This window comes from Mucilaginibacter sp. A3364 (assembly GCF_059690715.1).
The window spans coordinates 2705273-2731840 of record NZ_JCAWED010000001.1 but is presented as its reverse complement, the minus strand read 5'-3'; the positions used below and the strand labels follow the sequence as shown (position 1 = coordinate 2731840).

General features: G+C 45.5%; 23 protein-coding genes and 1 tRNA gene. 8 read left to right on the top strand and 16 right to left on the bottom strand.

Annotated features, from left to right (window positions below; translation table 11 throughout):
* Nucleotides 1-61: 61 nt before the first annotated feature.
* The 5 genes from AC59JT_RS12160 to AC59JT_RS12140 all read right to left on the bottom strand — a co-directional run bounded on the left by AC59JT_RS12160 (nucleotide 62) and on the right by AC59JT_RS12140 (nucleotide 5108).
* Complete coding sequence (locus tag AC59JT_RS12160; protein ID WP_497399142.1) at nucleotides 62-2551, bottom strand: family 43 glycosylhydrolase; 2490 nt, start codon at nucleotides 2549-2551, stop codon at nucleotides 62-64.
* Nucleotides 2552-2893: 342 nt separating this feature from the next.
* Nucleotides 2894-3622: an esterase family protein gene (locus AC59JT_RS12155; protein WP_497399140.1), complete on the bottom strand. Its 729-nt coding sequence runs from the start codon at nucleotides 3620-3622 to the stop codon at nucleotides 2894-2896.
* A gap of 63 nt (nucleotides 3623-3685) precedes the next feature.
* Nucleotides 3686-4273 (bottom strand): GDSL-type esterase/lipase family protein, encoded by a 588-nt coding sequence (locus AC59JT_RS12150; protein ID WP_497399138.1) that lies wholly within the window; start codon nucleotides 4271-4273, stop codon nucleotides 3686-3688.
* Nucleotides 4274-4331: 58 nt separating this feature from the next.
* Nucleotides 4332-4829: a hypothetical protein gene (locus AC59JT_RS12145; RefSeq protein ID WP_497399136.1), complete on the bottom strand. Its 498-nt coding sequence runs from the start codon at nucleotides 4827-4829 to the stop codon at nucleotides 4332-4334.
* A gap of 205 nt (nucleotides 4830-5034) precedes the next feature.
* Nucleotides 5035-5108: transfer RNA gene (locus AC59JT_RS12140), tRNA-Asn, on the bottom strand.
* A 183-nt stretch (nucleotides 5109-5291) separates the two neighbouring features.
* Between AC59JT_RS12140 and AC59JT_RS12135 the strand changes: the two genes are divergently transcribed.
* Complete coding sequence (locus AC59JT_RS12135; protein WP_497399134.1) at nucleotides 5292-6206, top strand: PfkB family carbohydrate kinase; 915 nt, start codon at nucleotides 5292-5294, stop codon at nucleotides 6204-6206.
* A gap of 69 nt (nucleotides 6207-6275) precedes the next feature.
* On the opposite strand, the gene AC59JT_RS12130 is transcribed toward AC59JT_RS12135, so the two are convergent.
* Nucleotides 6276-6515 carry a cytochrome b5 domain-containing protein gene (locus AC59JT_RS12130; protein WP_497399132.1) on the bottom strand — a complete coding sequence of 80 codons (240 nt, stop codon included), beginning with the start codon at nucleotides 6513-6515 and terminating at the stop codon, nucleotides 6276-6278.
* Nucleotides 6516-6654: 139 nt separating this feature from the next.
* Between AC59JT_RS12130 and AC59JT_RS12125 the strand changes: the two genes are divergently transcribed.
* From AC59JT_RS12125 to AC59JT_RS12105, 5 genes are all read left to right on the top strand, one after another.
* On the top strand, nucleotides 6655-7041 hold the full coding sequence (locus AC59JT_RS12125; protein ID WP_497399130.1) for a hypothetical protein: 387 nt from the start codon (nucleotides 6655-6657) through the stop codon (nucleotides 7039-7041).
* Between the two features lie 100 nt (nucleotides 7042-7141).
* A complete protein-coding gene (locus tag AC59JT_RS12120) occupies nucleotides 7142-7336 on the top strand; it encodes a hypothetical protein (protein ID WP_497399128.1) in 195 nt (64 codons plus the stop codon).
* A gap of 14 nt (nucleotides 7337-7350) precedes the next feature.
* Complete coding sequence (locus AC59JT_RS12115; RefSeq protein WP_497399126.1) at nucleotides 7351-7785, top strand: LexA family protein; 435 nt, start codon at nucleotides 7351-7353, stop codon at nucleotides 7783-7785.
* A complete protein-coding gene (locus AC59JT_RS12110; protein WP_497399124.1) occupies nucleotides 7769-9022 on the top strand; it encodes a Y-family DNA polymerase in 1254 nt (417 codons plus the stop codon). The genes AC59JT_RS12115 and AC59JT_RS12110 overlap by 17 nt, the downstream gene beginning before the upstream one ends.
* 61 nt (nucleotides 9023-9083) lie before the next feature.
* The gene (locus AC59JT_RS12105; RefSeq protein ID WP_497399122.1) at nucleotides 9084-9698 is read left to right on the top strand and encodes an SOS response-associated peptidase family protein; all 615 of its coding nucleotides are present in this window, start codon (nucleotides 9084-9086) and stop codon (nucleotides 9696-9698) included.
* Between the two features lie 289 nt (nucleotides 9699-9987).
* Here AC59JT_RS12105 and AC59JT_RS12100 read toward each other — a convergent pair whose 3' ends face one another.
* On the bottom strand, nucleotides 9988-10401 hold the full coding sequence (locus AC59JT_RS12100) for a VOC family protein (protein WP_497399120.1): 414 nt from the start codon (nucleotides 10399-10401) through the stop codon (nucleotides 9988-9990).
* Between the two features lie 83 nt (nucleotides 10402-10484).
* The gene (locus tag AC59JT_RS12095; protein ID WP_497399118.1) at nucleotides 10485-11066 is read right to left on the bottom strand and encodes a hypothetical protein; all 582 of its coding nucleotides are present in this window, start codon (nucleotides 11064-11066) and stop codon (nucleotides 10485-10487) included.
* A gap of 184 nt (nucleotides 11067-11250) precedes the next feature.
* Here AC59JT_RS12095 and AC59JT_RS12090 point away from each other — a divergent pair, with 184 nt between their 5' ends.
* Together AC59JT_RS12090 and AC59JT_RS12085 are read left to right on the top strand one after the other, a co-directional pair.
* The gene (locus tag AC59JT_RS12090) at nucleotides 11251-11844 is read left to right on the top strand and encodes a Crp/Fnr family transcriptional regulator (protein ID WP_497399116.1); all 594 of its coding nucleotides are present in this window, start codon (nucleotides 11251-11253) and stop codon (nucleotides 11842-11844) included.
* Between the two features lie 300 nt (nucleotides 11845-12144).
* Entirely contained in the window at nucleotides 12145-13614 is a 1470-nt protein-coding gene (locus AC59JT_RS12085) for a family 43 glycosylhydrolase (RefSeq protein ID WP_497399114.1), read from the top strand.
* A gap of 70 nt (nucleotides 13615-13684) precedes the next feature.
* Here AC59JT_RS12085 and AC59JT_RS12080 read toward each other — a convergent pair whose 3' ends face one another.
* The 8 genes from AC59JT_RS12080 to AC59JT_RS12045 form a co-directional block, all read right to left on the bottom strand.
* The gene (locus tag AC59JT_RS12080) at nucleotides 13685-15145 is read right to left on the bottom strand and encodes a RagB/SusD family nutrient uptake outer membrane protein (RefSeq protein ID WP_497399112.1); all 1461 of its coding nucleotides are present in this window, start codon (nucleotides 15143-15145) and stop codon (nucleotides 13685-13687) included.
* A gap of 5 nt (nucleotides 15146-15150) precedes the next feature.
* Nucleotides 15151-18210: a SusC/RagA family TonB-linked outer membrane protein gene (locus tag AC59JT_RS12075; RefSeq protein ID WP_497399110.1), complete on the bottom strand. Its 3060-nt coding sequence runs from the start codon at nucleotides 18208-18210 to the stop codon at nucleotides 15151-15153.
* 458 nt (nucleotides 18211-18668) lie between these two features.
* Nucleotides 18669-19502 (bottom strand): endonuclease/exonuclease/phosphatase family protein, encoded by an 834-nt coding sequence (locus AC59JT_RS12070; RefSeq protein WP_497399107.1) that lies wholly within the window; start codon nucleotides 19500-19502, stop codon nucleotides 18669-18671.
* A 27-nt stretch (nucleotides 19503-19529) separates the two neighbouring features.
* Complete coding sequence (locus AC59JT_RS12065) at nucleotides 19530-21314, bottom strand: RagB/SusD family nutrient uptake outer membrane protein (protein ID WP_497399105.1); 1785 nt, start codon at nucleotides 21312-21314, stop codon at nucleotides 19530-19532.
* Between the two features lie 27 nt (nucleotides 21315-21341).
* The gene (locus tag AC59JT_RS12060; RefSeq protein WP_497399103.1) at nucleotides 21342-24644 is read right to left on the bottom strand and encodes a SusC/RagA family TonB-linked outer membrane protein; all 3303 of its coding nucleotides are present in this window, start codon (nucleotides 24642-24644) and stop codon (nucleotides 21342-21344) included.
* A 331-nt stretch (nucleotides 24645-24975) separates the two neighbouring features.
* Nucleotides 24976-25428, bottom strand: coding sequence for a cold-shock protein (locus AC59JT_RS12055; protein ID WP_497399101.1), 453 nt, complete (start codon nucleotides 25426-25428; stop codon nucleotides 24976-24978).
* A gap of 87 nt (nucleotides 25429-25515) precedes the next feature.
* On the bottom strand, nucleotides 25516-25710 hold the full coding sequence (locus AC59JT_RS12050; protein ID WP_497399099.1) for a cold-shock protein: 195 nt from the start codon (nucleotides 25708-25710) through the stop codon (nucleotides 25516-25518).
* Between the two features lie 138 nt (nucleotides 25711-25848).
* Complete coding sequence (locus tag AC59JT_RS12045) at nucleotides 25849-26415, bottom strand: dihydrofolate reductase family protein (protein ID WP_497399097.1); 567 nt, start codon at nucleotides 26413-26415, stop codon at nucleotides 25849-25851.
* Between the last annotated feature and the right edge of the window lie 153 nt (nucleotides 26416-26568).

Sequence of the window (26568 nt, the reverse complement as noted above, 5' to 3'; positions counted from 1 at the left end):
GCCGCAATATTATTAAAAACAGGAGCATATTAAATACCGAAGTTGGTAGACTCCGGTATTTTTAATATTTATGATTCACCTTAAAGTTTTTAAACATAGCCGTAGTTTTATTGGCCCTGATGCCAACTCCGCCGTTTAGCAGCGGCAATTTATCATTGTATTTTAAAACAGCATGGTCCATATCATCAACAAAAACATTGATATTGTTACCGCTAACGTCAACTTTTAAATGGTGCCAAACGCCGGGTTTAAAAGCGCTGTCTGCCGATGATGCCAGCGGCGTTACATTATAATTGTGCCGGCTTAAATTCACTTGCTTCTCGCCAATGTTTACGTAATAGCCCTGGAAAAAGTCAATACCCGCCGGCGCGCTGTTGCCAGAATTGCCTAAAGAAGGGTTGCGAGACCTGAATATCAGGCCGGCGTCTGCCCCGGTAGTGTAATTAATGTCTACTTCTATAGTATAATCGCTCCAGTTGTAATCGCCCATGATACGTTTACCTGTAGCTGTTGATGTTAACACACCGTTGGCGGCCGTCCACTCGCCATCAGTATATTTCCAGTTGGATGCTGTGCCCATATCAAAATCATTAACCTGTATAGGCGCGTTATTGGCCTTATCAAATTTTAACGAGTAAAAGCCGAAGTTTCCGCTTACCGCTTTCAGCTTTAATACGTGGTAGCCCTGTGGCATTTTAAGGCCTTTTATAATTACCGAACCGCCGTTGGCACCCGTAGCGGTCAACTTAACCGTGCCCGATATATCCTTATTATCTAAAAGCAATTGCAGTGCACTACCCGCAAGGGCTGTGTAGGCAAGCTGTACGTTATATTCGGCGGTTATGGCTACGTTTACATTGTAGTTTAGCCATTCGCCGGCCTGCATATGGTCAACCGCATAGCCGCCCAGATCTGAGCCGACTTTGGCAACTTTATCATCCCGTATGTAGAGTTTAGCGATAGATCCGCCGGTTTTATGGTAGGCCACACCCTCGCCGCCTGAGTTGTAATGCACAGCATCAAAAGTACCCGGTATAGGCTTATGCACATCAAATATCCCCGAACCCTGAACCTGGTTACTCAAAGCTATAAAAGCAAAATCGGCCTGGCAGGCATTGGTAAAGTAGCCAATTTTGCCTTTGGGCGCTTGCCTGTTGGTTTGGTGTATAAGCAGGTCATGAATAAATATCTTATACTGCGTACCAAACTTTTCGATCTTCAAGGTTTGCCATTTTGAGAAATCCAGATCGGGCTGTATGTTCACCAATTGCGGAGTGCCCCATTTGCCGTTAACCAGGTAGTTTATCTCCAGTTTTTTTGAGTCTTTACTTACGGCCACTATCCCATAGTTTTTTACGTCGACATAGTTTATAACAGCGCCCAGTTTGGCTGCAGGGTTGGCTGCATCCAGCTGTTTAAAGTTAAATTCGGCGGTAAAGTTTCCTGCCGCTATGGCCGAAAATATGGCCAGCCTTAATTCGCCTTTCTTTTCGCTGTTTAACTTTTGTGATAGATGATCTTTATCAACAATGCTCCAGTCGCCACCTGTAGGAAAGGCCCAGGCCTTACCTATAGTAGCACGGTCGAAATAATCGAAAGCATCCGGCAGTTTAGGGGCTTCCTGGCTAAAGTTTGTAGGGCCAAGCACCTTCATTTTATCACCGTTCCAAACCAGCCTGTCAAAATTATACTGGCGCACCGGGCCCGAGCGGCTTACGTGATTGTGGTAAGTAAGGTAATACGAATCCAGATCGGGCCCTATAAAAAACGTACCGTGGCCAAGCCCCTTAAATGCCAGCTCTTCTGTACTTAGAACTATGGGGTTTTGATCCCGGTGAGGTTTAAAACCTGCGGTAGGGCTGGTTGAGCTGGCATAATCAATACGGTAACCGCTGCTGTTAATATGGTTGCCGGTATACTCCATATGGTAAACACCGTTTCGTTTAATAACGGTTGGGGCTTCTGTCCAGGCGTTGTTCATCCAGGCGCCGGTAAGTATATCAGGGCCAAAAGTTAGCGGGCTACCCATAGCAGCGGCCTGTATACCTTTGTCAGACGCGTGATAGAAATACCACTTACCATCGTCATCAATAAAAACAGAACCATCAATACTTTTGCCGTAATTTTCGGTAACGCGTATAAACGGACCGGTAGGGCTATCGCTTTGATACACGTAGTGCCCCCTTCCCCGCGGCGAACTATACATATAAAACTTGCCATTCCAATACATGATCTCGGGGGCATAAGCGCCAAGGGTGGTTGAGTCGGCCGAGATATTGCCCTCGTATTTCCAATTAATAAGGTTGGTCGAGCTCCAGGCTTTGGCGCCAATGTCGCGGTTTTTGGTGCTGGGGTACATGTAAAACACGCCGCGGTATTTAAAAATATAAGGGTCGCCAATGCCGTATTGCGTCCATTCGTTATCCAGGGTCATTGGGTTTTTCCAGGTTTGGGCCTGGGCCTGGGCTTTACTAAAATAGCTTGTACCTGCAAATACAATTAAAGCCATGCTTTTTACCAGCGTGTGCTTAAGGTTACTAATGGGGTTCATATATATAGTTTATATTGATTAGGATATCCGGATGATAAAGTTAATTAAGATTATTACAGGCCATTAACTGTAACAAGCACTTTACCCGGAGTTTTTGCAAGGGATGAGCTTGTTTTAAACTACCCTTACTAAAGGCCCCTCAAAACTAAAGGCGAGCTTTTACAGCAGTATCTAACTTTTGATTCATTCTTTCTAAAAATCGTCTCAATTTTGGGGTGGGAAATATTGGCTGAAGAAAAATTGCCGCGTTAGTAATAGGAGTGGATACCGGCCCCGGGCCTAAGGCCTGCAGGCGTATGAACGGATAGCGCGACCGCGGTCCTTCATCGGGGTAACGCCCTGTTAAACATACAAAGCAACCATCTTGCGCCAGCTCCTGGCCGAATGCGCATAACCATCCCAGGTGTAAAACTGATGCTGTATGCTTTTCCCGCTTAGTACATTGCTAAACTGTCGATTGTCGTTAAAAAAAGGATCGGTTTCGCCAATGGCCAATAAGATATTGATGCGGCGGATGTGGTTAAGCTGTTGCTCATCATACATATTGGCCATAAACTGCAGGGGCATGTTAAAGTAAACATCCTGGTTATGATACCCATCAAACAGATCGCGGAAATAGGTTACAGCCCGGGTTAGGTCATACCTGCCGCTTAAGCACACCAGTTTGTTAAACAGTTGCGGGTGCCTTAGGGCGATGTTGGCAGCATGATAAGCGCCTAAACTGCACCCGGCTACGCCGAAGTCATTGTATGCATTTTTAACGCGCATAAGGGGTAGTACCTCCTGCAAAATATATTGCTCGTACTGTAAATGGCGGTTTATTTTTTGTTGGGGGTGCGCGTTATCGTTGTAAAAGCTTTCGGTATCAACGCTATCTACACAAAATAATTGCAACTGACCGCTATTGAGTTTATCGGCAAGCGCGGCTACAATGCCCCAGTTCTCGTAATCGAAAAAACGGCCCATGCGGGGCGGAAAAAACAGCACCACCCTGCCGGCGTAACCAAAAACAAGTAATTCCATATCCCGGCCCAGCGCATGGCTGTGCCACCGGTGATATTCTCTGTGCATTACGGCTATCAAAAAATTTGGAGAAATATCCCCGTTTAATATTAATTATGGATGATTAAACGGTTAACTGTTTAACGCGTTTTTAACAATGTTTGTCCACAGCTGGTAACCCTTTGGGCTTAGGTGCAGTCCGTCGTTATCATAGTATGACCTGTCGGGATTGCCATCTTTGTTCAGCATTTTGCTATACACATCAACCATCTGCCAGTTAGAAAGTTTTTCTATCCCGGCACCGATAATGAGGTTGGTAAAATGAAACTGGGGGGCCAGGTGCCAGCGCGCCATGCTGGGTTTAAGCGAAATAAAGTAGCAAGGTATGGCGCCAAAACGTTTCTCAACCCGCGCGGCCAGCTGCTGGAAGAAAAGGAAAACTTCTTCGGGATGCCGGCCATCGCCCAGGTCGTTATCGCCGGCGTAAACAACCAATTGTTTGGCCTGGTAGCCGGCCATTACCCTGTCAAAAAACCAGGTACAGGCCGCCAGTGTTGAGCCGCCGAAACCCAGGTTAACGGGCGCGTATTCGCCAAGATCGTTGTTAAGGGTACTCCACAGCCTGATAGAGGAACTGCCGTAAAACAGCGTTACCGGCTGCGAAGCCAGGCTTTGTGCCTGCGCCTCTAAACGTTTTATGTCGTCTTCGTACCAAAACATAGTTATTCCTCTATGCGCAAAGGAACGAAAATTTTATGGGGTGACGGTAAAGCAGCCGCTAGTTATTTTTCTGTTTGGGCCGCCTGAATTTGAGCGTTTTTATAGCCGCCAGTAATTGTTCCTGTTGTTGCAAAGTAAGATTGTGGCCGGCCATTACAAATCCATCACAATTATCGCCCGTTCTCCATAAACTATCAATGTGTATGCCCGTAGTACCTAACTGTACCTTTTTTGGAGTTACAATTTTTGCGTTGTAATTATCTATTAGTTGCCATGATATCTTGTCGCGTTTCAAGCGCTCAACAGTTATGCTATCAGCCTTGCCCCAATATTTCCAATGGTTTGGGTCGTTAAGATTCTGTTTAAAACTGCTATCAGGCACGTAAACGTTACCATCTTCAATGCTGTAATACGCTGTGTGCCTTCCTTCCCCAAGGGTGTCACAATACCAACCTAGGTCAAAACCTATTGAAGTAACGCTATCAACATCTATCCTACCAACGAACGAATCAATACCCTTCACGTCGACGCGTTTCCAACTTGTCGGCACTCGCATGGTAAATACACCATAGTTTAGTAATTTGGTTTCTTTATCATTATTAATGCAGGCTGTAAATAAGTTTGCTGTTAAAAGAACCCAAAAATGAAATGTTTTAAAAATTGAATGCTTTGCCCGCATAGAGGTTCAACAGGTTGGTATTAAACAAATTTACAGAAAGGTATCAAAACAAAAAAAGCCCCGCGGACGTGCGGGGCTTTTGCTCCTGAGGCTGGGCTCGAACCAGCGACCCTCTGATTAACAGTCAGATGCTCTAACCGGCTGAGCTACTCAGGAGTATTTTCCGGTTTGGAGAGTGCAAAAGTAGGATTTCCACCGACATTTCACAATATTTTTTCAAAAAATTTATAAATACTTAATTATGAGCGCATTTATTTTTACAGCTAAATGCTACAGGTTAAATATGATTACTGCGGTAATTTCGCAATATTTGCACCGTAAAAAATCATAACGTATTAAATGAGTTTATTAGTTATTGGTACTGTGGCGTTTGACGCTATTGAAACCCCGTTTGGTAAAACAGATAAAATTGTTGGCGGCGCGGCTACTTATGCCGGTTTAGCGGCCTCATACTTTTATAATAAAGCAAAAATTGTTGCCGTAGTAGGCGATGATTTTCCCGAAAGCGAAATTGCCGACTTTAACGGCCACGGCATTGATACCGAAGGCTTGCAGGTAAAACAAGGCGAAAAATCTTTCTTCTGGAGCGGTAAGTACCACAATGATATGAACAGCCGCGATACACTGGTAACCGACCTGAATGTACTAGCCGATTTCGATCCCATCATCCCCGACAGCTACCAGGATTGCGAGTACCTGATGTTAGGTAATCTTACTCCGCAGGTGCAGCAAACGGTGATCAAACGCCTTAAAAACCGCCCTAAACTGATCGTGATGGACACGATGAACTTCTGGATGGACATTGCCATGGACGACCTGCTGGCTACCATTAAACTGGTTGACGTGTTAACCATTAACGATGCCGAGGCCCGCCAGCTATCAGGCGAATACTCGTTAGTTAAGGCTGCGCGTAAAATATTAACCATGGGCCCTAAATACCTCATCATTAAAAAAGGTGAGCACGGCGCGTTGCTGTTTCATGAAGATAAAATATTTTCGGCCCCGGCCCTGCCGCTTGCCGAAGTGTTTGACCCAACCGGTGCAGGCGATACCTTCGCAGGTGGTTTTATCGGTTACATGGCCAAAGTAGGTACGGTTAACTTTAATAATATGAAAAACGCGATCATCTTCGGTTCGGCACTGGCTTCGTTCTGTGTAGAGAAGTTTGGTACCGAGAAGATCAAAAATTTGACTGAGGAAGAAATAGCAGAACGCGTTAAGGAGTTTATCAACCTATCTGCATTTGAGATATAAAACCCCTCCGGGCACTTGCCAAGGGCGATGGCTTTAATATTATAAAAAAAGGGGCGTAAGCCCCTTTTTTTATAATATTAACTTCCCTATCGCATCAAAATTCTGGAAAACCCATTCATCATGCGGGGCGTCGGCTAGTTCGGCAGTAAGGTCCTGCCCGGCCCAGTGTTCGTAGTGTTTGCCGTTTTTCCAGAGCCGGCTGCGGCCCACATCATATATCAGGCCTTTGTAGGCAATCCATATTTCGGGTTTATCCTGCCCGTTGCGGAGGGCCAGTTGCTGTTTGGTGTATTCGGGTAGGGTGGTCATGTGCGGTAAAGATAGAGATTAGAGACTAGTTGATCAGAGATTAGTAAATAGTTTTAATTGTTACCTAACTAATCTCTGATCAACCAATCTCTAATCAACTAACAACCAAACCTTATCCCCCAAAAATTGTACTATAATTATGATGCCCTTAGCCACCCAGGTTGCCTGGCTTTTTTTACTGGCCATACCCATTGCCTGCGTGGCATGGACGGTTACGCACGAAGAGATCTTTAAAGAGCCTCGCGAATACTGCGTGCAATGCAGCAAAAAAAGTAAAAGCCTTTTTACCCGCAAATTTTTTTACCTGTTTACCTGCGAGTATTGTTTTAGCCACTATGTTACCATCGGCGCGCTTCTTCTCACCAATTTTCATTTTTTGTTGGATGACTGGCGCGGCTACCTGCTGGCCGGTTTTGCGCTGGTATGGATAGCCAATGTGTACATGAGCCTGATGGCATTGATCAAAGTTGACATCAGGAAGGATAGGCTGGAGATACAAAGCAAGGAAGAAGAACTGAAAAACTAGTCGATCCTCTCTTTATCACTTATCGCTATAATTAAATTACTAAAAATATTAGTATTTTAATTATTGTTTGGTAATTTTGGACCAGGTAATAATGACGACGATGGAAGCAAACCCAGATACCAAACATACCCAAGCCATGCTTAACGAAGCTATGGAACTGCTTGACGATGCTTTTTGTAACCTCGGCATGTTTCAGCGGCAGCAATACAGCCATCTGCGCAAACGTTTTGAGCAGCATATTGCCTTAAATACCGATTTACAGGCGGCTTTAAATAACATAGCGGTTAACGATTAAACCCAACCGCCAATATGTTACGACTACGAAAACACCGCGAAAAACGCGACGTACTGGGCTTCCGGTTGCCTATGCTTACGCACGAGGAACCTGAGCTGGATGTATCCGAAATTATTGTGATAGACCCTGATAATACCTTTTACATGCGTATGGGTACCGATGCCATGCGCGGCCATTGTTTGCTGAAGGATCATATTTTGGTGGTCGACCGTACTTTGCAACCTGTGCCGGGCTGTATTGTGGTGTTTTTTCATGAAGGCAGTTTTTATACCCGCGAGTACGCGCCCGAGGCTACGCGTGTGGTGTTAAAGGCCGATATGCCCGGCGATAGTATTATTATTGAGAAAGATGAGGTTTGGACCTGTTGGGGAGTAGTTACGGTGGCGCTTAATCCGTTAATTATGCCGCAGCAACGTGTGGGGAGGTATATGCATGTTTGCGCATGTTGATATAAATAATTGCTACGTAAGCTGCGAGCGGCTTTTTCGCCCCGAACTGGAGGGCCGCATGGTAGTGGTTTTAAGTAATAACGATGGCTGTGTGATAGCCCGCAGTAACGAGGCCAAGGCTATAGGCATAAAAATGGCCGACGCCGAGTTTATGGTCCGCCAGAAACTAAAAGAATATAACGCCGAAATATTTAGCTCCAACTACGCGCTGTATGCCGATATGAGCGCCCGCCTGATGAATAACCTGGCCCGTTATACCTACACTTTAATGGTTTACAGTATTGACGAGGCATTTATGGCCCTGGGTGATTTAATGGGCATAGACCTGGAGAAACATGCCGAAACCATCAGCGCCAGCGTAATGCGCAACACCGGTTTGCCTATTACCGTGGGCGTTGGGCCTACCCTTTCGCTGGCTAAGCTGGCTAACAAAGCGGCCAAAAAACAGGGGCGAGATTTTTTAGTGTTGGATACCGAAGAAAAGATCAATGCCGTAACCCGCACCTTCCCTATTGAAGACGTTTGGGGCGTGGGCCAGGCCTATTTTTTAAAGCTGCGCGAATTTAACATCAACACCGCCGAAGACTTCCGCCAGTTGAAACCCGATTTTGTGCGCCAGCAAATGACCGTACAAGGCTGGCGCCTGCACCAGGAACTTTGGGGCATACCCTGCAACATCATCCGTGATGTAGCCGACCGATCGAAAGGTATTGAAAGCAGTCAGAGTTTTAACACCTACCAAACCCGGCAGGAACAAATTGAGGAAGCCGTGGCTATGCACGCGGGCACCGTGGCGCTTAAACTAAGGCAGCAAAAAAGCATGGCGCTAACGCTTACCGTTTACCTGCGCACCAACAAGCATAACGTTAAGCATGATCAGCATTATCCATCCATCACCATAAAAATACCTTTTGCCACCAACAGCACGCAGGAGTTTACCAAAATTTGCGTGCAGGCGCTGCGGGCTATTTGGCAGCCGGGTTATAACTACCTTAAAACAGGGGTGCGCGCCACGGGCATAATCCCGGCAGGCGAAGTACAGTTTAACGTTTTTAATGATTATGATAATTCGCGCCAGCAAGCCTTGAGCGGCTTAATTGATGATATAAACGCGCGTTACGGCCGCGGTTCGTTAAGGCTGGCTGCCGAAGGCTTTGATAAAACCTGGCGCATGAAACAGGACTTTTTGAGCAAGCAGTATACCACGCAGTGGACAGATATTATCACCACCCGTTAAGTTGTAAGAAATTTATTTAATTACTAAAATAATTAGTATTTTTGTGCGTTAATTTGATACTATGTGCGGAAGAGTTTTAGTAGGCGAAAATAAAGACATATTAATAACCGGCAGGGATGGCCACCAGTACAAGCCCAAAGCAAATGGTGCGGGCAATCCCGGCTCCATGTTGCCGGTAGTAACCGATGCCATGCCCGATAAGGTGCAGCAGTTTAGGTGGGGCTTGCTCACTATTGACGATGACAAGATCCACAGCAAAAACAAACACGCGCGAATAGAGAACCTGCACAGTGTGGGCCTGTGGCGACAGTTGCTGGGCAAAAAGCATTGCGTAATACGCATACAGGCTTTTTTTGAGTACAATAAACTGCAGGAAAAGCTGTACCGGGTAGAGCGTGCCGATGGCAAACCATTTTATATTGCCGGCCTGTGGGACATTTGGATTGATATACAAACCAACGTATTGCTGCCCACCTTTGCCATGATAACCATGCCGCCCAACCGCGCCATGGCCGAAATACACGACCGCATGCCCTCCATTTTAGAGCGCAACCAGATAAAAACCTGGCTTAACCCCGACCTAAGTGGCACCGAGCGTGCGGCATTTTTGCAAAGTAACCCCTGCCTGCCCGAAGCCCTGAAAATTACGGTAGAGCGCGATCATAAAGAGCAATAAGGGTGCACACCAAACTCGTGCCTCAGCAGCGGCTCCTGAAAGGGACTCTGCGTCGGGATTTGCCCGGCACAATGCAGGGTCCTCTATCGAGAGACCCTGCTGGGACGGAACGATAGGTGACTTGATAAGGCTAGACTCACTGACACCGAAACTAATTCGATCTTGTTTCAGTAAGGTATCCTGAAAGGGACTCTGCGTCGGGATTTGCCTGGCACAACGCAGGGTCCTCTATCGGGATGCCTTGATTTCCCGCTATCGCTCGAATTGACAGCGGGAGGAGTGGTTGTTATTACGCTTGATGCTCAGGTACACCATTTGGGTCCATCCAAACAAATTCCCAGTGGTGGCCGTCAAGGTCGGCAAAGCTATGTTGGTACATAAAGCCATAGTCGGTTGCCGGGTTTGGTACAACCGCGCCTGCTTTTTCGGCTTTGTCTACCATTGCATTAACGGCATCTTTACTATCTGCCGATATGCATATCGAACACTCCACTTCGGTATGCGCGTCAATAATTCGTTTTGTGGTGAACGTTTGGAAAAATGCCTCCTTCAGCAACATAACAAAAATAGTATCGCTAATGATCATGCAGGTTGCTTTCTCATCGGTAAACTGCGGGTTAAAAGTATAGCCCAGTTTGGTAAAAAAATCTATAGATCTGTTCAGGTCCTTTACCGGTAGGTTTAAAAAAATTTGAGTTGCCATAAGTATTTTCTTTTTTGATTTACCCAAAGGTACGCCAGTGTCATACACCGGCAAAAGGGCAAAAACGACAACATTGGGGTTAATTATGACATGCTTTGTTTAGCTTTTTTATGCAACCTGTAAGCCGCCAGCAAATAATAAAACGCTCCAAACGCGGCGTAACCGGCCAGGCTGGTAATGCCTTTTGTAGGATCATGCGCCAGTATTATAAACGACGTGCCGCCCAACATAGATTGACCGCCGCTAATGATCATGGGCCATTGGCCGCCTAAAGCTTTGCGGCGGCGCAGGCCCAATATTAATTGTATAAGCCCGGTACCTATGGCCCACGCACCGAAAACGATCAACGTTTGGGGGATGCCTTGTTGTAAAGCGAAAATTACCGCCAAGGTAGTAATCCCACTAATAACGGCATTTACATATTGCGGCGTAGCCGATGTGCGGCCCTGGTTAGCACGGATGTCAAGGAAAGTGCCTATCACATCCCAAGCCGGGTAAATAATAAGAAGTATGCCGGCCAGGCCCGCATGTGTTTTTGCAAAAAGCGATACTAATATCACCCAGATGATAGAAAATCCCGCGCGGGTAAAATAAAGGTTGCGTAATGATATGGCTGTTTCAGTTGCCTGTGTGTTAGCTGTAGTGGTTGATGAATGAGTTGTCATAACGATGTTGGTGTTTAATGTTTACAGGGCCAAAGTTGGAGCTGATGCAGCGCCCGGTTTTTCACTTAAGTGAAAATGCCGTCGAAACTGACGAAGGGATTACCGTTTTATAGCTGGCGCGATTTTAACTTAAGTGAAAATTGGGAGCAGATAATTCCTGCTATATTTGATTAAACATACCCGGATGACAGACACCGTAGCACAATACCTCCAAAATTTCGCCCCGCTAAATGATAAAGATATCAGCGACAGCAAACCTTACTGGAAGCCGCGCAAAATTAACAAAGGCGACTTTTTTAATATGCAAAGCATGGTGTGCAATGACCTGGGCCTGGTGGTAAAAGGCATATTCCGCATTTATTACCGCGACCCGGAGACGAAAGAGGACAAAAACATCTTCTTTTTCTCGGAAGACCAGTTTGTGGTATCCTTCCGCAGTTTTGTATCCCGCAAGGTGTGCTGGTATTTTATCGAGGCGATGGAGGATTCAGAGATTTATTTTATCTCGCACAAAGATTTGAACAACCTGTACGATACGCATCCCAACTGGGCCAGGTTTGGCCGCCTGCTGGCCGAACATTTCTTCACCGTAGCCCAAAGCCGTACCGAAGAGTTTATATTTTTCTCGCCCGAGCAACGTTACCTTCGCTTACAGGAAGAACACCCACATATTGTGGAGCGTATACCGGCCTATCATATCTCATCATACCTGGGCATAACCAACCCTTCGCTAAGCCGGATAAGGAAGCGGATCGGAAACAAAAAGGCTGTTGACTAGTTAGTTATAAGTTCCGGTACGGTTAATTTTGAGACGATATTCTGAAACATCGATACAAAACTACGATTCATCCGGTCGTTATTGTATCTACCTTGCAATTATAAACCTATTGATTTTAAGCACTTAAGGGTGTATGCCAATTTATTTCCGCTTCGCGGATAGGGGATTTTGTATGCTTCAATCATACAAATAGCTCTGTTAATATGCTGTCGCGATTTTTTCGCGAAGGATGTGCGCTGTTACCTATTGCCGCGGGCATCTGCTTTATGAAAAACTATTTGTAAACATAAATTAAAAACCATGAGAAAACTACTAACCTATGCGGTAGTCTGCGCGGCATTGTGCTTTGCGGGCTGCAGTAAGAAAGACGCGTCCATTGTGGCGGCTGAAGGATTAAACGGTGCCGATTCGGCCAGTGTGGCAAAAGGAAAATTGCAGCTTGCTGCCGCGATAGACCTGATGAGCGGCAACCCCATTTTACCACTTTTTACTGCCGATCCGGATATTATTTACGCTAACAGCAAGTATTGGATATACCCAACCGCCACCGGACCAAACGCCAGCCAGTTTCACGCTTATTCATCAACCGACCTGCTGAACTGGACCGACGAAGGTATTATACTTGACCTGGCCAACGTAAGCTGGGCGCATACCGGCGGCTGGGCACCCAGCGTAGTGGCGCGCAACGGGCAATATTACTTTTACTTTACTGCCGAAAAAAAGGTAGGCGTAGCCACCGGCGCAACCCCTAAAGGCCCTTTTGTTGACAAGGGCAGTGCCCTGGCTGCTGGCGATGGCCCGGACCCGATTGACCCGATGGTGTTTATTGATTCGAACAATACACCGTACTTATATTGGGGTAACACTACGCTTAACATACAGCAGCTAAACACCAATATGATATCTTTTACCGGTGCGCTGGGGCATAACAAGCCTTCTAATTACTTTGAGGCGCCATATGTTGTTAAACGTAACAGTACCTATTACCTCATGTATTCTATAAACGATTTTAGCAGCGATGATTATCATGTGGAGTACGCTACCTCAACCAGCCCAATGGGGCCGTGGACATATAAAGGCCGTATTACCTCGCCGTTGGGTGCAATTAAAGGCCCGGGCCACCACGCTGTACTCCGGAAGCCTGGTTGTGCCGAAGAATACTTCTTTGTGTACCACAGGCGCACCAGCACCAATATACACGAGCGCCAGGTAGCTATCGACAGAATGTTTTTTGATGCATCGGGCAATATAATGCCGGTAAATATCACAACTTCGGGTGTTACACAATCGCCGGGTACAACGGCTTGCTTTGTGCCTAACCCTATTGCTAATGGTATATACACCATTCGTTCGGTTATCAATACGTCGGCAGGGGCGGGGCTTTACCTGGATATCCCGGCATGCGGTACAGGCAATGATGATGTACGCACCTGGACCCGATCACCTACATGTGCCGGCCAGCGTTGGAGCATTACATACCAGGGAAACGGTTTTTATAAGATCATATCCGAACAATCAACACATAAAGCGCTTGACCTGGATGCCTGCTCATTAACACCGGGTGCCGATGTGCGCGTTTTTGACGCCCTGAACAACGACTGCCAGCTATGGCGTATAGAAAGCCGCGGCAACGGTAACTACCGCATCATGTCCAAGAAAAGCAACAACGTGCTTGATATTGAGAATGGCAGCGCTACACCCGGCGCCAACGTACGCTCATGGACATGGAACGGCGCAAACCCACAACTTTGGAAATTTGAAGCCCCGTGATCACATCTTTTTAAAAATAAAAAAGCCCCGTGCAAGCGGGGCTTTTTTATTTTTAGCATCTCCGGAAAAATTAGTAGCCTTTGTTTTGCACAATGGCTTTATTGGCATCGATCTCTGTTTGCGGGATAGGGAACAATACCTGCTCATCTTTAGCCGAGGTTAGGCCACGGGCTTTGGCAAACGTAATAAATTTGTTTTGCCTGATCAGGTCCTCGCGGCGTTTGCCTTCCATCACAAACTCCCAGCCACGCTCGCGTAATATCACGTCGCGGAAAGCATCTTTGGTAGGTACGTCGGCCAGCGTTAACGGCGCCAGGTTTGCCCTTACCCTAACCGGGTTAATGTAGCCCAGGCCTTCTAAAGTAGGGCCGTTCAGTTCGTTCACCGCTTCGGCACGACTTAACAAAATATCGGCATAACGAATGATCGGGAAATCATTACCATGATCGTTTTTCACGGCAGCATTATCAAAGTATTTCAGGCAACGGCAATTATCAACAGTGGTTTTTAAGTTTACGGTTGCATTAGAAGTGTTTACATAGGTACGCAGGATAATTACAAAGCGGGTATCATTTGCATCGTAAGTATTTACAAAGGCATCGCGCAGGCGGTACATGGTGGCAAAGTTTTGAATAGCCGAGTTCCATTTATATTCAGGCAATTGCGCGGTTGACAGGAAAGCGGTTGGCATAGCGCCTGCAGCCATCCAGTTGCCCTGGTCGGTTTGGTTAATACATGGCATTACAAAAATCATTTCTTTGTTGCCTTCGTTCTCCACCTTAAACATGTCTTTAAACACCGGGTATAACTGGTAGTAGTTATAATCCATTACCCGTTTGGCAGCGTCGGCGGCTTTTTGCCATTGTTTGGTGTTTAACAAAAACTTGGTTAAAAGGCCCAATGCAGCACCTTTTGATGCCCTGCCGGTAGCTTCCTCTTTACCCGGATCAGGCAAATCGGTCACCGCGGCGTTCATTTCGGTTTCAATAAAGGTTTTCATCTGGTCGTCTGTAGCCTTGGCCAGGTTAGCTTCCTGCTTACTACTGGTACGCAAAGGCACCGGGCCGTACCAGTTATACAAGGTAATGTAGGCAAGGGCTCTTAAAAATTTTGCTTCGGCGGCAATCTGCTTTTTGCTGGCATCGGCCGCGTTTACGTTGCCAATGTTTTCCAAAACAAGGTTAGCGTCGCGGATGATACGGTATGACGGGCCCCAGTTATCGCCCTGGAACTGCGTCATCGATGGATCCCAGGCAAAGTTGATGAATTGGGTTAAAAACAGGTTTTCGTTACCACCTGTGTTAAAGCCCACATCTGTGGTTACATCAGCAATGTTCAGTATATCGCGCATAGCGGGCTGATCCTGGTAGCTTTGGTAGGCCGAAAAAAGCAGGGCTTTGATACCCGCCTCGGTAGTTAATACGTTGTCCGGCGCAAACTCGGCTTCGGGCGTTACCTGCAGCATTTTTTTGCAACCCGTGGTGGATAGCAGCAGGCAGGTTGATAAAAGGATATATTTTAATGTTTTCATGTTATTTAGAATTGAACGTTTAAACCAAATAAGAAAGTTCTTGAATATGGATAAGAAGCAAAATCTATCTTAAGCACATCGTCGCCGGTAGAGTTAACGGCCGGATCAACACCTTTGTATTTTGTAATGGTGAACAGGTTATTACCGGTTGCATACACATTCAGGCTTTTAATAAAGGTGTTTTTGATAGGCACGTTGTAAGATAACCTTGCCGATTGCAGGCGAAGGTAGTCAGCACTTTCAACCGTTTTTGAGTTTACCTGGCGCTGGCCCTGCGATGTAGGATTTACGAATGATGGATACTCGTTAGTCGGGTTGTTCGGCGTCCAGCGTTTTAAATAAGCATCCGCCAGTTTATTACGACGGAAACTGATTGGGAAATACGTATCAACCATCATGGCGTTAAGTATGCTGCTGCCTTTGGTACCTTCAAAATAAGCGGTTAATGAAAGGCCTTTGTAAGAGAAGGTATTGGTAATACCATAGTTCATATCCGGCAGCGGTTTACCTAAAATAACCCTGTCGGCATCGGTAATGCTTCCATCGCCATTTACGTCGCGGTATTTTACGTCACCCGGTTTTACAACCGCCGGCGCTTTTACTACCGAAAAATCATCGCCCGTTTGCCAGGTACCTACGATATCATAACCATAGTACGAGTTTATTGATTCGCCCGGGGTGATGATAGTGGCGTTAGTGATAAAGCCGGCACCACCGGTGATGATACGTGGCTGGCCGCCAAGATCAAGCACTTTATTTTTAAGGAATGATACGTTACCATCAACACTCCAGGTAAAACCGCTTTTTTGTATAACGGTAGCGCTCAATTGTATATCAACACCCGAATTGGTCATAGAGCCAATATTTACCGTACGCGAGCCAAAGCCGCTGCTTAATGGCAACGGAAGCGCCAGCAATAGGTCATCTGTGTTACGTTTGTAATATTCTATACTACCTCTAACACGACCGTTCCATAAACCAAAATCAACACCCACATCAAACTGCTTTGCAGCTTCCCATTTCAAGTCGGGGTTTTCGTTTCTTGAGGGAGCGATGGTTGTAAACCTGTTAGGGCCAAATACCGCGTCGCCACCTATTGAGAAGGTAGGGATGTACAGGTAGTTGGCAATGTTTTGGTTACCAATGGCACCGTAACTGGTGCGCAGCTTTAACTCGCTGATGAAGTCATATTGTTTGATAAAATCTTCTTCCTGTAGTTTCCAGGCAAGGGCCGCCGACGGGAAATAGCCGAAAGCGTAGTTTGGCCCGAATTTAGACGAACCATCCGCACGGAATGATACCGTTAACAGGTATTTGTTATTGTAAGTATAATTTACACGTGCCAGGTATGATGCCAGGATGGCCGACGCGCGACCGCTGCCCAACTGGTTTAAAGCCGCGTTGCCTGATCCCAGCGCGTTATAGCTCAGATCCGGCAGGGCAAAACCACGCGCGTTACCGCTGAAAGAGTACGAGCCAAAATGCTCATAAGTGACACCGGCAACAGCATTAATATCGTGCTTGCCAAAACCTTGCTTATAGGCCACAGTACCTTCGCCTACGTAATAGTTACGTGTGCCTGTTAGTATAGAGGCAATGCCGCCCTGTACACCTAAGGTGGTCGACGGATCAATGAAAACGTTTTTTTGGCTGCTGTTAACATCGCCGCCTACACGCGCTTTTACTGATAATGATGGCAGTATAAAGTATTCGGCATAAGCTGTACCGAAAGTGCGGTACGAGTCGCTGTTTGCTGTTTGCCCGTATATTAATGCCACAGGGTTATCCATGGTCATAAATGTTGAGCGGTAAAAAGTACCGTTCGGGTTGTAGATAGGCGATGTAGGATCATAATAAATAGCCGAGTATAAAGCACTGCCCGACTCGTTAATACCTGTACCTACCGAAGCGATATTATCTTTAATGTAAGATGATGACAGGTTAAAGCCTACCGCGTATTTACCGGCTACAGAGCTTTCAATATTAACCCGGCCTGTATAGCGTTTCAATCCCGAGCTTAACACCACGCCATCCTGGTCATAATAACCTAATGAAGCGAAGTAGCGTGTATTGGCATTACCACCCGATACCGATACGTCATGACTTTGAGTGTTAGCGCTTCTGAACAATTGCGACTGCCAATCGGTGCCTGTGCCAAAGTTATCAGCAACACGTTCGGCTGCTGATCCGCCACCGGCGTCAACAATGGCGTTTAATACGTCGTGATAATCTTGCGGAGCCAGTACATCGGCTTTGTTTGCCACGCGTTGAAACCCGAAATAAGCATTGTAATTAACCTTCATGGCACCGGTAGCACCACGTTTGGTTGTAATTAGTACCACACCGTTGGCACCCCTCGAACCGTATATAGCGGTAGCCGAAGCGTCTTTCAAGATCTCGATCGACTGGATATCCGACGGGTTTAGTGAGTTTAGCGGGTTGCGCGGATTTGGGTTTGCCACAAACTGGGCACCAGTGCCACTAACCGGCGCGCCATCGTTTACCGGCATACCATCAATAACATACAGCGGATCGTTACCGCCTGATATGGAGCTTACGCCGCGTATTTTAACGCTCATGGCGCTACCCGGTTCGCCACTACGCTGGCCTATCTGCACGCCAGCCGCGCGGCCCTGTATCATTTGCTGCACGTTAACGTTGGCACCGGGCGTAAGGTCAGACGCTTTTAGCGAAACCAGTGAACCGGTTACGTCGCTCTTTTTAGCGGTACCGTAACCAATAACCACTACCTCGTCTAATGATCGGTCGTCGGCTTTTAATTTAACATCTACTGTGGTTTTTGAGCCTACGGCTACTTCCTGTGTGGTGCTGCCTACAAACGAGAAAACCAGGGTAGCGTTTTGTGGAGCAGTGATGGCGTAGGTGCCATCAACACCGGTGGTGACAACGTTCGTCGTCCCCTTAACCGTTACAGTGGCGCCAATAACTGTTTCTCCCTTGTCATCAGTTACCGTACCACTAACACGCGTTTGTGCCAACGCCAGCGTTACCGAGGCAAATACAAAGCACAGCGTGAAAATAATTTTGTGTAAAATTTTTTTCATACAAATAGTTTAATAATTGGATTCATGCGGGAAAGGATCCCGCTTATTTTAAGTTCATTACAATATTATCAAACAAGAATGTTACAATTCTCTCAACTCGTGTACTAATCGTCTCATTTTGAAGTGGTAATGTCTCGGTGATTTTTGGGGGAGGTGGGAGGTGGATAAGATGATGTTTGCCATAGGGTAAAGTGTGTATAATGTGTTTTTCATTCGGCTAAATTAATAATATAATTTACCTTGTCTATGGATTTAGTAGTATTTATTTAATTTTTGTTGTTTGATGTTTGGGGTTTTATGTGAACTAGTGTTTGATATTGTAGTCGCAGACTACAAGCATAATAGTCCGAAGGCTGGAGACTTCGGACAGCGGGATATTATTGTGGCTCTTAAAAAAACAAGAAAACCCCTTCACGATCTCTCGCGAAGGGGTTTTCAATCAATCTAAATAAGATATCCTACTTCAACTCCACTTCCGCTAAAACCGGGAAGTGATCTGAAGGGTATTTGCCGTAATAAGTATCTGTTAAAATACCCCAGCGGGTGGCGGTGAAAGCTTTGCTCATAAAAATATGATCTATCACACCCGTACCGCGTGGTATACGGAAGCCGTTTGATGATGAATTGTTGGCATATGGATGCTCCACTTTGCTATGGGTATCAAACACCGTGTTTGAGGTAGCAATGGTTTTGTACCATTCGCTGTCGCGACCGCCATTCAGATCGCCGGTTAGCAGGGCAGGGGCGCTGCCGGCAATTTCGGTTATCTTTTTGATCATCAGCTTACCACTTTCGCGGCGGGCAATTACGGCCTGGTGGTCAAAGTGCACGTTGAAAACGTAGAATTGCTTTTTAGTTTTCAGATCCTGCAACTGCACCCATGAGCATATGCGGTGGCAGCATTTGCCATCCCAGCCCATACTTGGTTTATCAGGTGTTTCTGATAGCCAGAAATCGCCGCTTTTAAGTAGTTTAAAACGATCTTTACGGTAGTAGATGGCCGAATGTTCGCCGGCATCTTTGCCATCGTCACGGCCCTTGCCGTAGCGTGCATATTCAGGTAGTGCGCCGCTGATGTCATTCAGTTGGTTTAACAAACCTTCCTGCACACCCAATATATCAAACTGGTGAAAACGGATCAAGTTAGCTACAACAGGCGCACGGTTTACCCAAAGGTTACCGCTATCGCGCGGATTATCGTAACGTATGTTAAATGTGCCGATGGTAAGCTTTTGCGCGCTTGCAGTAAGGACAAACATCAGGGCTACCAGGGTTAAAAATTTCACTTTCATGGTAATCGGGGTTTTTAAAACCCAGGCTTATTGCCAGCCCGGGTTTTGTCCTAATTTAGGATTCATTTGATAATCATTCAATGGGATTGGATATAGGTAATTTTTATCCAGCCATTTGCGTGGTATCTCGTTCATCCAGGTTAATTCGCCTGATGTACCGTTTTTCAGTAGTTGTGAGTTGGTAGCAGCACCCACTTTAGGATTAACATCAACATAAGTAACACCTGCAACCCTGCTTGCTTGCGGTGGAGCCGCGCCCTGGTAAAAGTAAACATCTGGTGCACCGTCTTCGTTCAGGTCCATCAGGGTGTTTACAGCCGGTACATAAAAACCATTCCACACTTGTGTCATCAATTCACCTCTTTTCCAACGTAAAATATCCGCGAAACGCAAACCTTCCAGGCTTAGCTCAATGCCGCGCTCTCTGCGTACCTCTAAAATGGTAGGGTCGGCAATATTCGGGAAATAATTAGCTACCAGGTAAGGGTCGGCAACGGTTGGTTTGGTAGTAAGGCCACCGGTTATACCACCCCTGGTGCGTAACACACCAATAGTAGCGGCCCACTCGGCATCGGTCAAAGTACCTAGTTCGGCTTTAGCTTCGGCAAAGTTTAACAATACTTCGGCATAACGGAACAATGGTACAGCATTAGTATTTAATGCACCGTTATCTAACGACTCGTCATCTAGCGTCATTTTTATTGGCTGATAACCGGTAAAGGTGTATGAAAATACCGGCGGAGCAGCCACAGCAACACCGTTACGTAAACGTTTGTAATCGCCCAAACGGATTGTTTGTTTTAAGCGCAAGTCGCGGCCTTTAACCTCATCTTTAAACAACATGGTTTCGTAACCCGCTGTGTTGGTAAAAGGCGTACCATCCAATTTTAAGTAAGTATTGATAAAGGTACGGGTAAAGCTTGCTTTAGCACCATAGGTACCGCTGGTCCACCACCAGTTGGCTTCGCTTAATATACCTAAGTTCACATCGGCAACAGCGGCTTGCAATACTTCGGCAGCCAAAGGTATGGCAGGCGTAAATACAGCCCTGTATGATGCACCCGCGCCACCGGCGGTATTGATACTGTAACCACCGTTTTTAATGATCGCATCGGCAGCCGAAGCAGTTTCGTTTAACCATTTGTCGGCAGTACCGGTTAGGTTTAATTCGTTGTGGTATTTTCTGTAAGTACCTTCAAACAAACAAACACGCGATTTAAAAGCGTAAGCCACCCATTTGGTAACGGTGGTACGGCTAGCATCGTTAGCGGCAGGTAAGTTGGCACAAGCGTAATCTAAGTCGGCCAATACCGAGTCCATTACTAACTCGCGTTTATCACGACCGGCGTATACGGCAGGATCGGAAGGATCAAGTGCCCTGTTTATCCATGGTACATCGCCAAAGCGTTTTACTTTATCATAATAAAAATAAGCACGGAAGTAGCGTGCCAGGGCCAGGTAGTTTCTGCGCGTTGCTGCAGGTACATTTTGGTCGGTACAGTTTTGGATGAAGTAGTTGATGGTACGCAGATCGCCCCAGCCCCAGCCCGAGCTGTTGTTAGCGCTAAAACCACCTTCGCGGATAAAATCGGGTACTGATTTTACAGCCAGGTAATCGCTCATCGCATCCTGCGCGGTTGAGTTACGTGGCAGGAAGCCCATGTTATAAAACGCGTTGGTGTATAATTTCAACCCGGTCTCGCTTCCAAAAATAGCTTCTTTGGAGGCTGTGGATTGCGGTTTTTGATCCAGCTTTTTACAGGCCGCAAAACTAAGGCAGGCCAGCAAAATATATAGGGTGTATTTTTTCATCTTGATCTTAATTTTAAATGTTTCTGTTTAGAAGCCAAGGTTTAAACCGAAAGAGAAGCTCTTCAAAATCGGGTAGTTATAACCATCACCGTTGGTAGTGCCCGAGTTCAGGTCCTGGTCTGTTGGTACAGCGTTCTCTACGTCGATAGTGTTTTTAACAATTTTGTACATAGGCGAGTAAGTGAACAGGTTTTCGCCGCTGAAGAATACTTTAGCGCTGCGCATACCTGCTTTGTTAACCCATTTGCTTGGCAAGGTGTAACCTACCTGTATGTTTTTCATACGCAGGTAAGCCACGTTCTGTAAGTAACGGGTTTGAGCCACACCCAAAGTACGGTTGGTATTGCTTGACGCAGCACGAGACATGGTACGCGGGAAATAAGCATTAACGTTATCAGGCGTCCACATGTTACCTAAATGGAATTTAGGAACGTTGTTATATGGCCTGTTGTACTGTCCCCAGAACATTTCGGTTTCGGTACTTGGATACCATTGTTGTTTACCCACACCCTGGAAGAAAGCAGAGAACGAGATATTGTGCCAGTTAGCACCCAGGTTTAAACCATAAGTATAACGTGGAGCCGAGTTACCAATAATTCTTCTGTCGCCTGATTTATCAGCTTTGTTTTCGCCAACGTTGATGAAACCGTCGCCATTTAAGTCGCGCAGTTTAATATCACCCGGGAACCATAAGCCTGAAGGCGAAGCACGCATCTGCGGATCTTGTTTAGCGTGTGATGCGATATCTGCCGCATCAATAAAGAAACCTTCTGTTTCGTAACCCCATATCTCGCCAATGGTTTGGCCTACATAGTAATCGCTTAACAGTTTAGTAGGGTTATTGTATTTGTCAATTTTGGTGATGTTATCAGCCAAAGTAAACCTAATATTATAGCTGAAGGGTTTCGCGCTGTCGCCGATCCTGTCACTCCAGGTTAATGATAGCTCCCAGCCGCGGGTGGTTAGGTCGGCATAGTTACCTTTAGGTGGGGCGGCACCAAATACAGCCGGTAATGTTAAACCGGTAGTGTACATGTTGGTGGTTTTACGGGTATAAATATCACCGCTAAAGTTTAATTTACCTTGCAACATGCTCAAATCCAAACCAAAGTTGGTTGTGGTTGATGTTTCCCAGGTTAAGCCATCAGGTATAATGTTAAAGCTGGTTATGTTTTGCGGCCTTGCACCGTTAAGGATGTAGCCTAATTGGCCGATGTTAAAGTTTTCGGTAAACTGGTATGAACCAATGTTACCATTACCTAATGAACCGTATGATGCTCTTAATTTAAAGTCAGATATCAATTTGTCTGATACATGCCAGAACGGTTCGCTGTTGATTCTCCAACCGGCAGATACCGAAGGGAAGAAGCCATAACGCTGGTTAGCCGGGAATTTTGATGAACCGTCATAACGTGAGTTTACCTCTAACAGGTAACGGTCTTTAAACGTATAGTTTAACCTTGAGAAACCGCCTAATATAGCCCATTGCTCATAACCACCACCTGTGGTAACAGATTGGCCGGGTGCAAGGTTGATATCGATAGCGTCTTCAAAAATAATACCGTTACGTTGCGCCAATAACCTGTTATAGGTTGATTGCTCGTAGTTGTAACCAGCCATTATTTTCAGGTAATGATCTTTACCAAATTTATTTTCAAACTCGGCATAAATGTTGGTTGCCAGGTATTTGGTTTCGCGCAGGTCAAACTGCAAATCGTTGGTAGTTGTACCTACATAGGCCGTAGTACCGCGGAAGTTGCTGTAAGGTACCTGTACGCGTTTTTGTTTCCTGTCCTGGTCTGTATTACGGAACGTGAAATCGGCATTAACACGCAATTTGTTATTAAAGAAATTGGTGCGTACGCCGGTAATGTTTCTAAAAACCTCTCTATTGGTATCAAAACCGTTTTTGCCGTAAATAAAATCGCCCACGGTGTAAGCAGCGGCAAAGGTTAATGAACCATCAGGGTTAAATATTGGCATGGTTGGCTTGCCTTCGTCGGCAATGTTACGCCATATACCACCACCTTCGCCCACGTTTAACGGGTTGTGGTAATCCATGGTAGAATAATCAGCATTGTTTTCGATGCTTAACCATGGGAAAACCTGTATGGTACCACGTGCACGAATGTTTTTCATGCTGTAGTCATCACTGTTATAACGGAACATACCGGCCTGGTCAAGGTTACGTGCCGAAACCAGGAAAGTTGCTTTATCGCTACCACCGCTTACGGATACGTTATTTTCAAAAGCGCGGGTGTTTTGCTTGTACAGGTATGAGTAATAATCGGTGCTGCCATAGTAAGTATACTCGCCCGTAGTTGGGTTGACATCGATTGTATTATAAGGCTGGCCAGATTCTGCTCTCTTTTTAAACTCATCTAAATAAGCCTGCGAGAATTTCTGAGTTTTGTTGGCCGCCTGCGGGAAAGCACCGTCGCCGTTAACAAACGCTTCGGCAAACATTTTAGCCCAGGTGTAACCATCGGTTACAAAATCTGGCCTGGTTACCGGCGATTTGATAGCGTAGTTGGTTGAGTATGATACGTTGGTACGGCCTTTTTCGCCTTTTTTGGTGGTGATCAATACCACACCAAACACACCGCGTGCACCATAAATAGCTGCCGAACCGGCGTCTTTCAGGATAGATACAGTTTCGATATCGTTCGGGTTCAATAAGCTTGGGTCGCCTTCAAAACCATCGATCAATACCAAAGCGCTACCACCCTGGCCAACAGAAGTGGTACCCCTGATGTTGTATGATGGTGATTGCGTTGGTTTACCATCGCCCATTTTAATGTTTAAGTTAGGTAGCATACCTTGCAAACCCTGGGTTAAGTTGGTAACCGATCTGTTCTCTAAACTTTTAGCCGAGATCTGGTCGACCGAACCTGTCGCGTTTGCTCTTTTTTGTGTACCGTAACCTACAATGATCAGCTCGTTTAACGTACCGCTTTCGGCTTTTAGGGTAATATTTAAAGGAGCATTGTCTGTAGCTTTAACAGCAACTTTGTTTAAGGTAGTTGTAGCGTACGATACGTAGCTGATGGTAATGTTGTAGGTACCAACCGGCACGCTGGTGGTAAATGTACCATCAACCGCTGTTAGCACTACTTTGTTAATTTCTTTGATAATGATAGTGGCGCCGGGTAACGCTTCACCTTTTTCGTCAACTACTTTACCGGAAATTGTTCCGTCGGCGTAGTTAAGCGAGTTAAGCGAAGTGCCCGGTTTGACGGCAAGGGCCGGCATCGGTATCGCATTTGCGGTTAGCAAAGCGACAGAAGCGCAGATCATTACCTTGAGCTTTGAGGGGAAGGTTTTTTTCATATTGATCACAATTAAATAGGGTTAATTTTTTAACATTTTTTAACACTTATAGAATGGGGCAAAAGTATCCCCGCTATGTAAAGGGGATGTTAACCTAGTTTGATTTCTGAACTTTATGAAAGAATACTTAGGGTGGTATTCTAATTGGTTTATAGCACGTTATTACGAAACAGTGAAATCGATTGTTACGTTTATGTTAAATTGTTTGTACAAGTGCAACTGTTAACATTGTCAAGGCGCGGGGCATGCCCTGTAAACCCGAAATAATTTGGCACAAAAAAAGCCCCGCCACAGTTGTGGCAAGGCTTAATATTTTTAGTATTAGTATAGTTTATTTTGCTTTTACAACGTTAAGCGCTGTTAAGCCCTTGGGGCCTTTTTCGGTAGCAAAATTTACTTTGTCGTTTTCTTTAGCATCAAAGGCCAGCTGGTTAACATGGAAAAATATATTTTCCTGTGTTTTCGCTTCGCGGATAAAGCCGAAACCTTTTGAGGTATTATAAAAGCTGATGACGCCGCTTTTTACTAATTCCTCGGGCTCGTCAACATGCTTGGGTGTGGATATAGCTATATCAGCAACGTCCACCTTTTTACGGGGTACGTTATCCGGCGGCGTGGTGGTAATGTTGCCGTCTTCGTCAACATAAGCCATCATATCTTCCAGGCTTTTACCTTTGACAGAATCTGATTTGCGGGCCTCGGCCTTTTCTTTTTTATCCTGTTGTTTTTTCAGGCGTTTTTTTTCTTTTTCTTTTTTATTGAATGTCTCGTTGGTTCGGCCCATTTGTAATTTTTAGGTTAATAATAACTTGTTAAAACAAAACACCCGCCTTTGCGGGGCAGGTGTCAGGTGTAAATCTTATAGTGATAATTAAATTACTTTTACGTTTACTGCGTTCAGGCCTTTTTTACCGTTTTCAACTTCAAAAGTTACTTTGTCGTTTTCACGGATCTCGTCAATAAGACCTGTAGTGTGTACAAAAACATCAGTGTTTGTACCTGTTTGTGAAATAAATCCGAAACCTTTGGTTACGTTAAAAAATTTCACTGTTCCTTCGTTTTGCATTTTATTGTTTTTTAATAAGTTGGCAAGTTACCTTTAATAATTGACATATTGTTACTTTTGGTAAAATACCTTGTAATCCGTACAGCCATTTTAGCTAAAGGTAAAACAGTAAAATGCTTTTTTTTAGGGCTGTTTTAATTACGCAGGTATGTACTTGTTTATTATTTTGCCACCCTTGTAAGCGGTCGAGCTTTCCAGTTTCATTAGCCTATCGTTTTTAAAAATAGATAAGCCGCTGCCTATAGCTACCGGGTTGCTGCAAATGTAATACTCATCAACCAAATTATGCTCAATAAGCGAACTTACAAACGTAGCGCCGCCATACACCATAATATCTTTGCCGGGTTGTTGTTTTAGCGCGTTTACTACAGTGGCCAGGTCGCCATTCTCTACTTCCAGGTTGCGGCCTTCCATTTCGTGTATCGTTTTGCTGAAAACGATTTTGTGCAAGTTAACCATCAGCTGCGCTAAAGGCTGCTCGGGGCTGTCGGACTGGTTGTCAACCACGCTTTCCCAGTATTTAACAAACTCGGCTGTCATTTTGCGACCCAGTAAAATGGTGTCGCAGCTATCGGCCAGTTCAATTATTTTTTTGAAGAAGTTTTCGTCTTTTTCGGTAGCCATCCACATCCAGTCTAAAGCGCCGTTTGGGCGGGCTACATAACCGTCAATACTCATTTGTACCTGTAATTTCAATTTTCTCATAGCAATAGTGTTTTTATGTTTTGTAATTGTATGATACAAATATCAGTACACATTGCATGCCATGGTGAGGGGGATATATGACAAATAGGGTGGGTGATTGACGCAATGACACACCAGTATAAATAAAAAAGACCCTGCCGTTAGCAGGGCTAT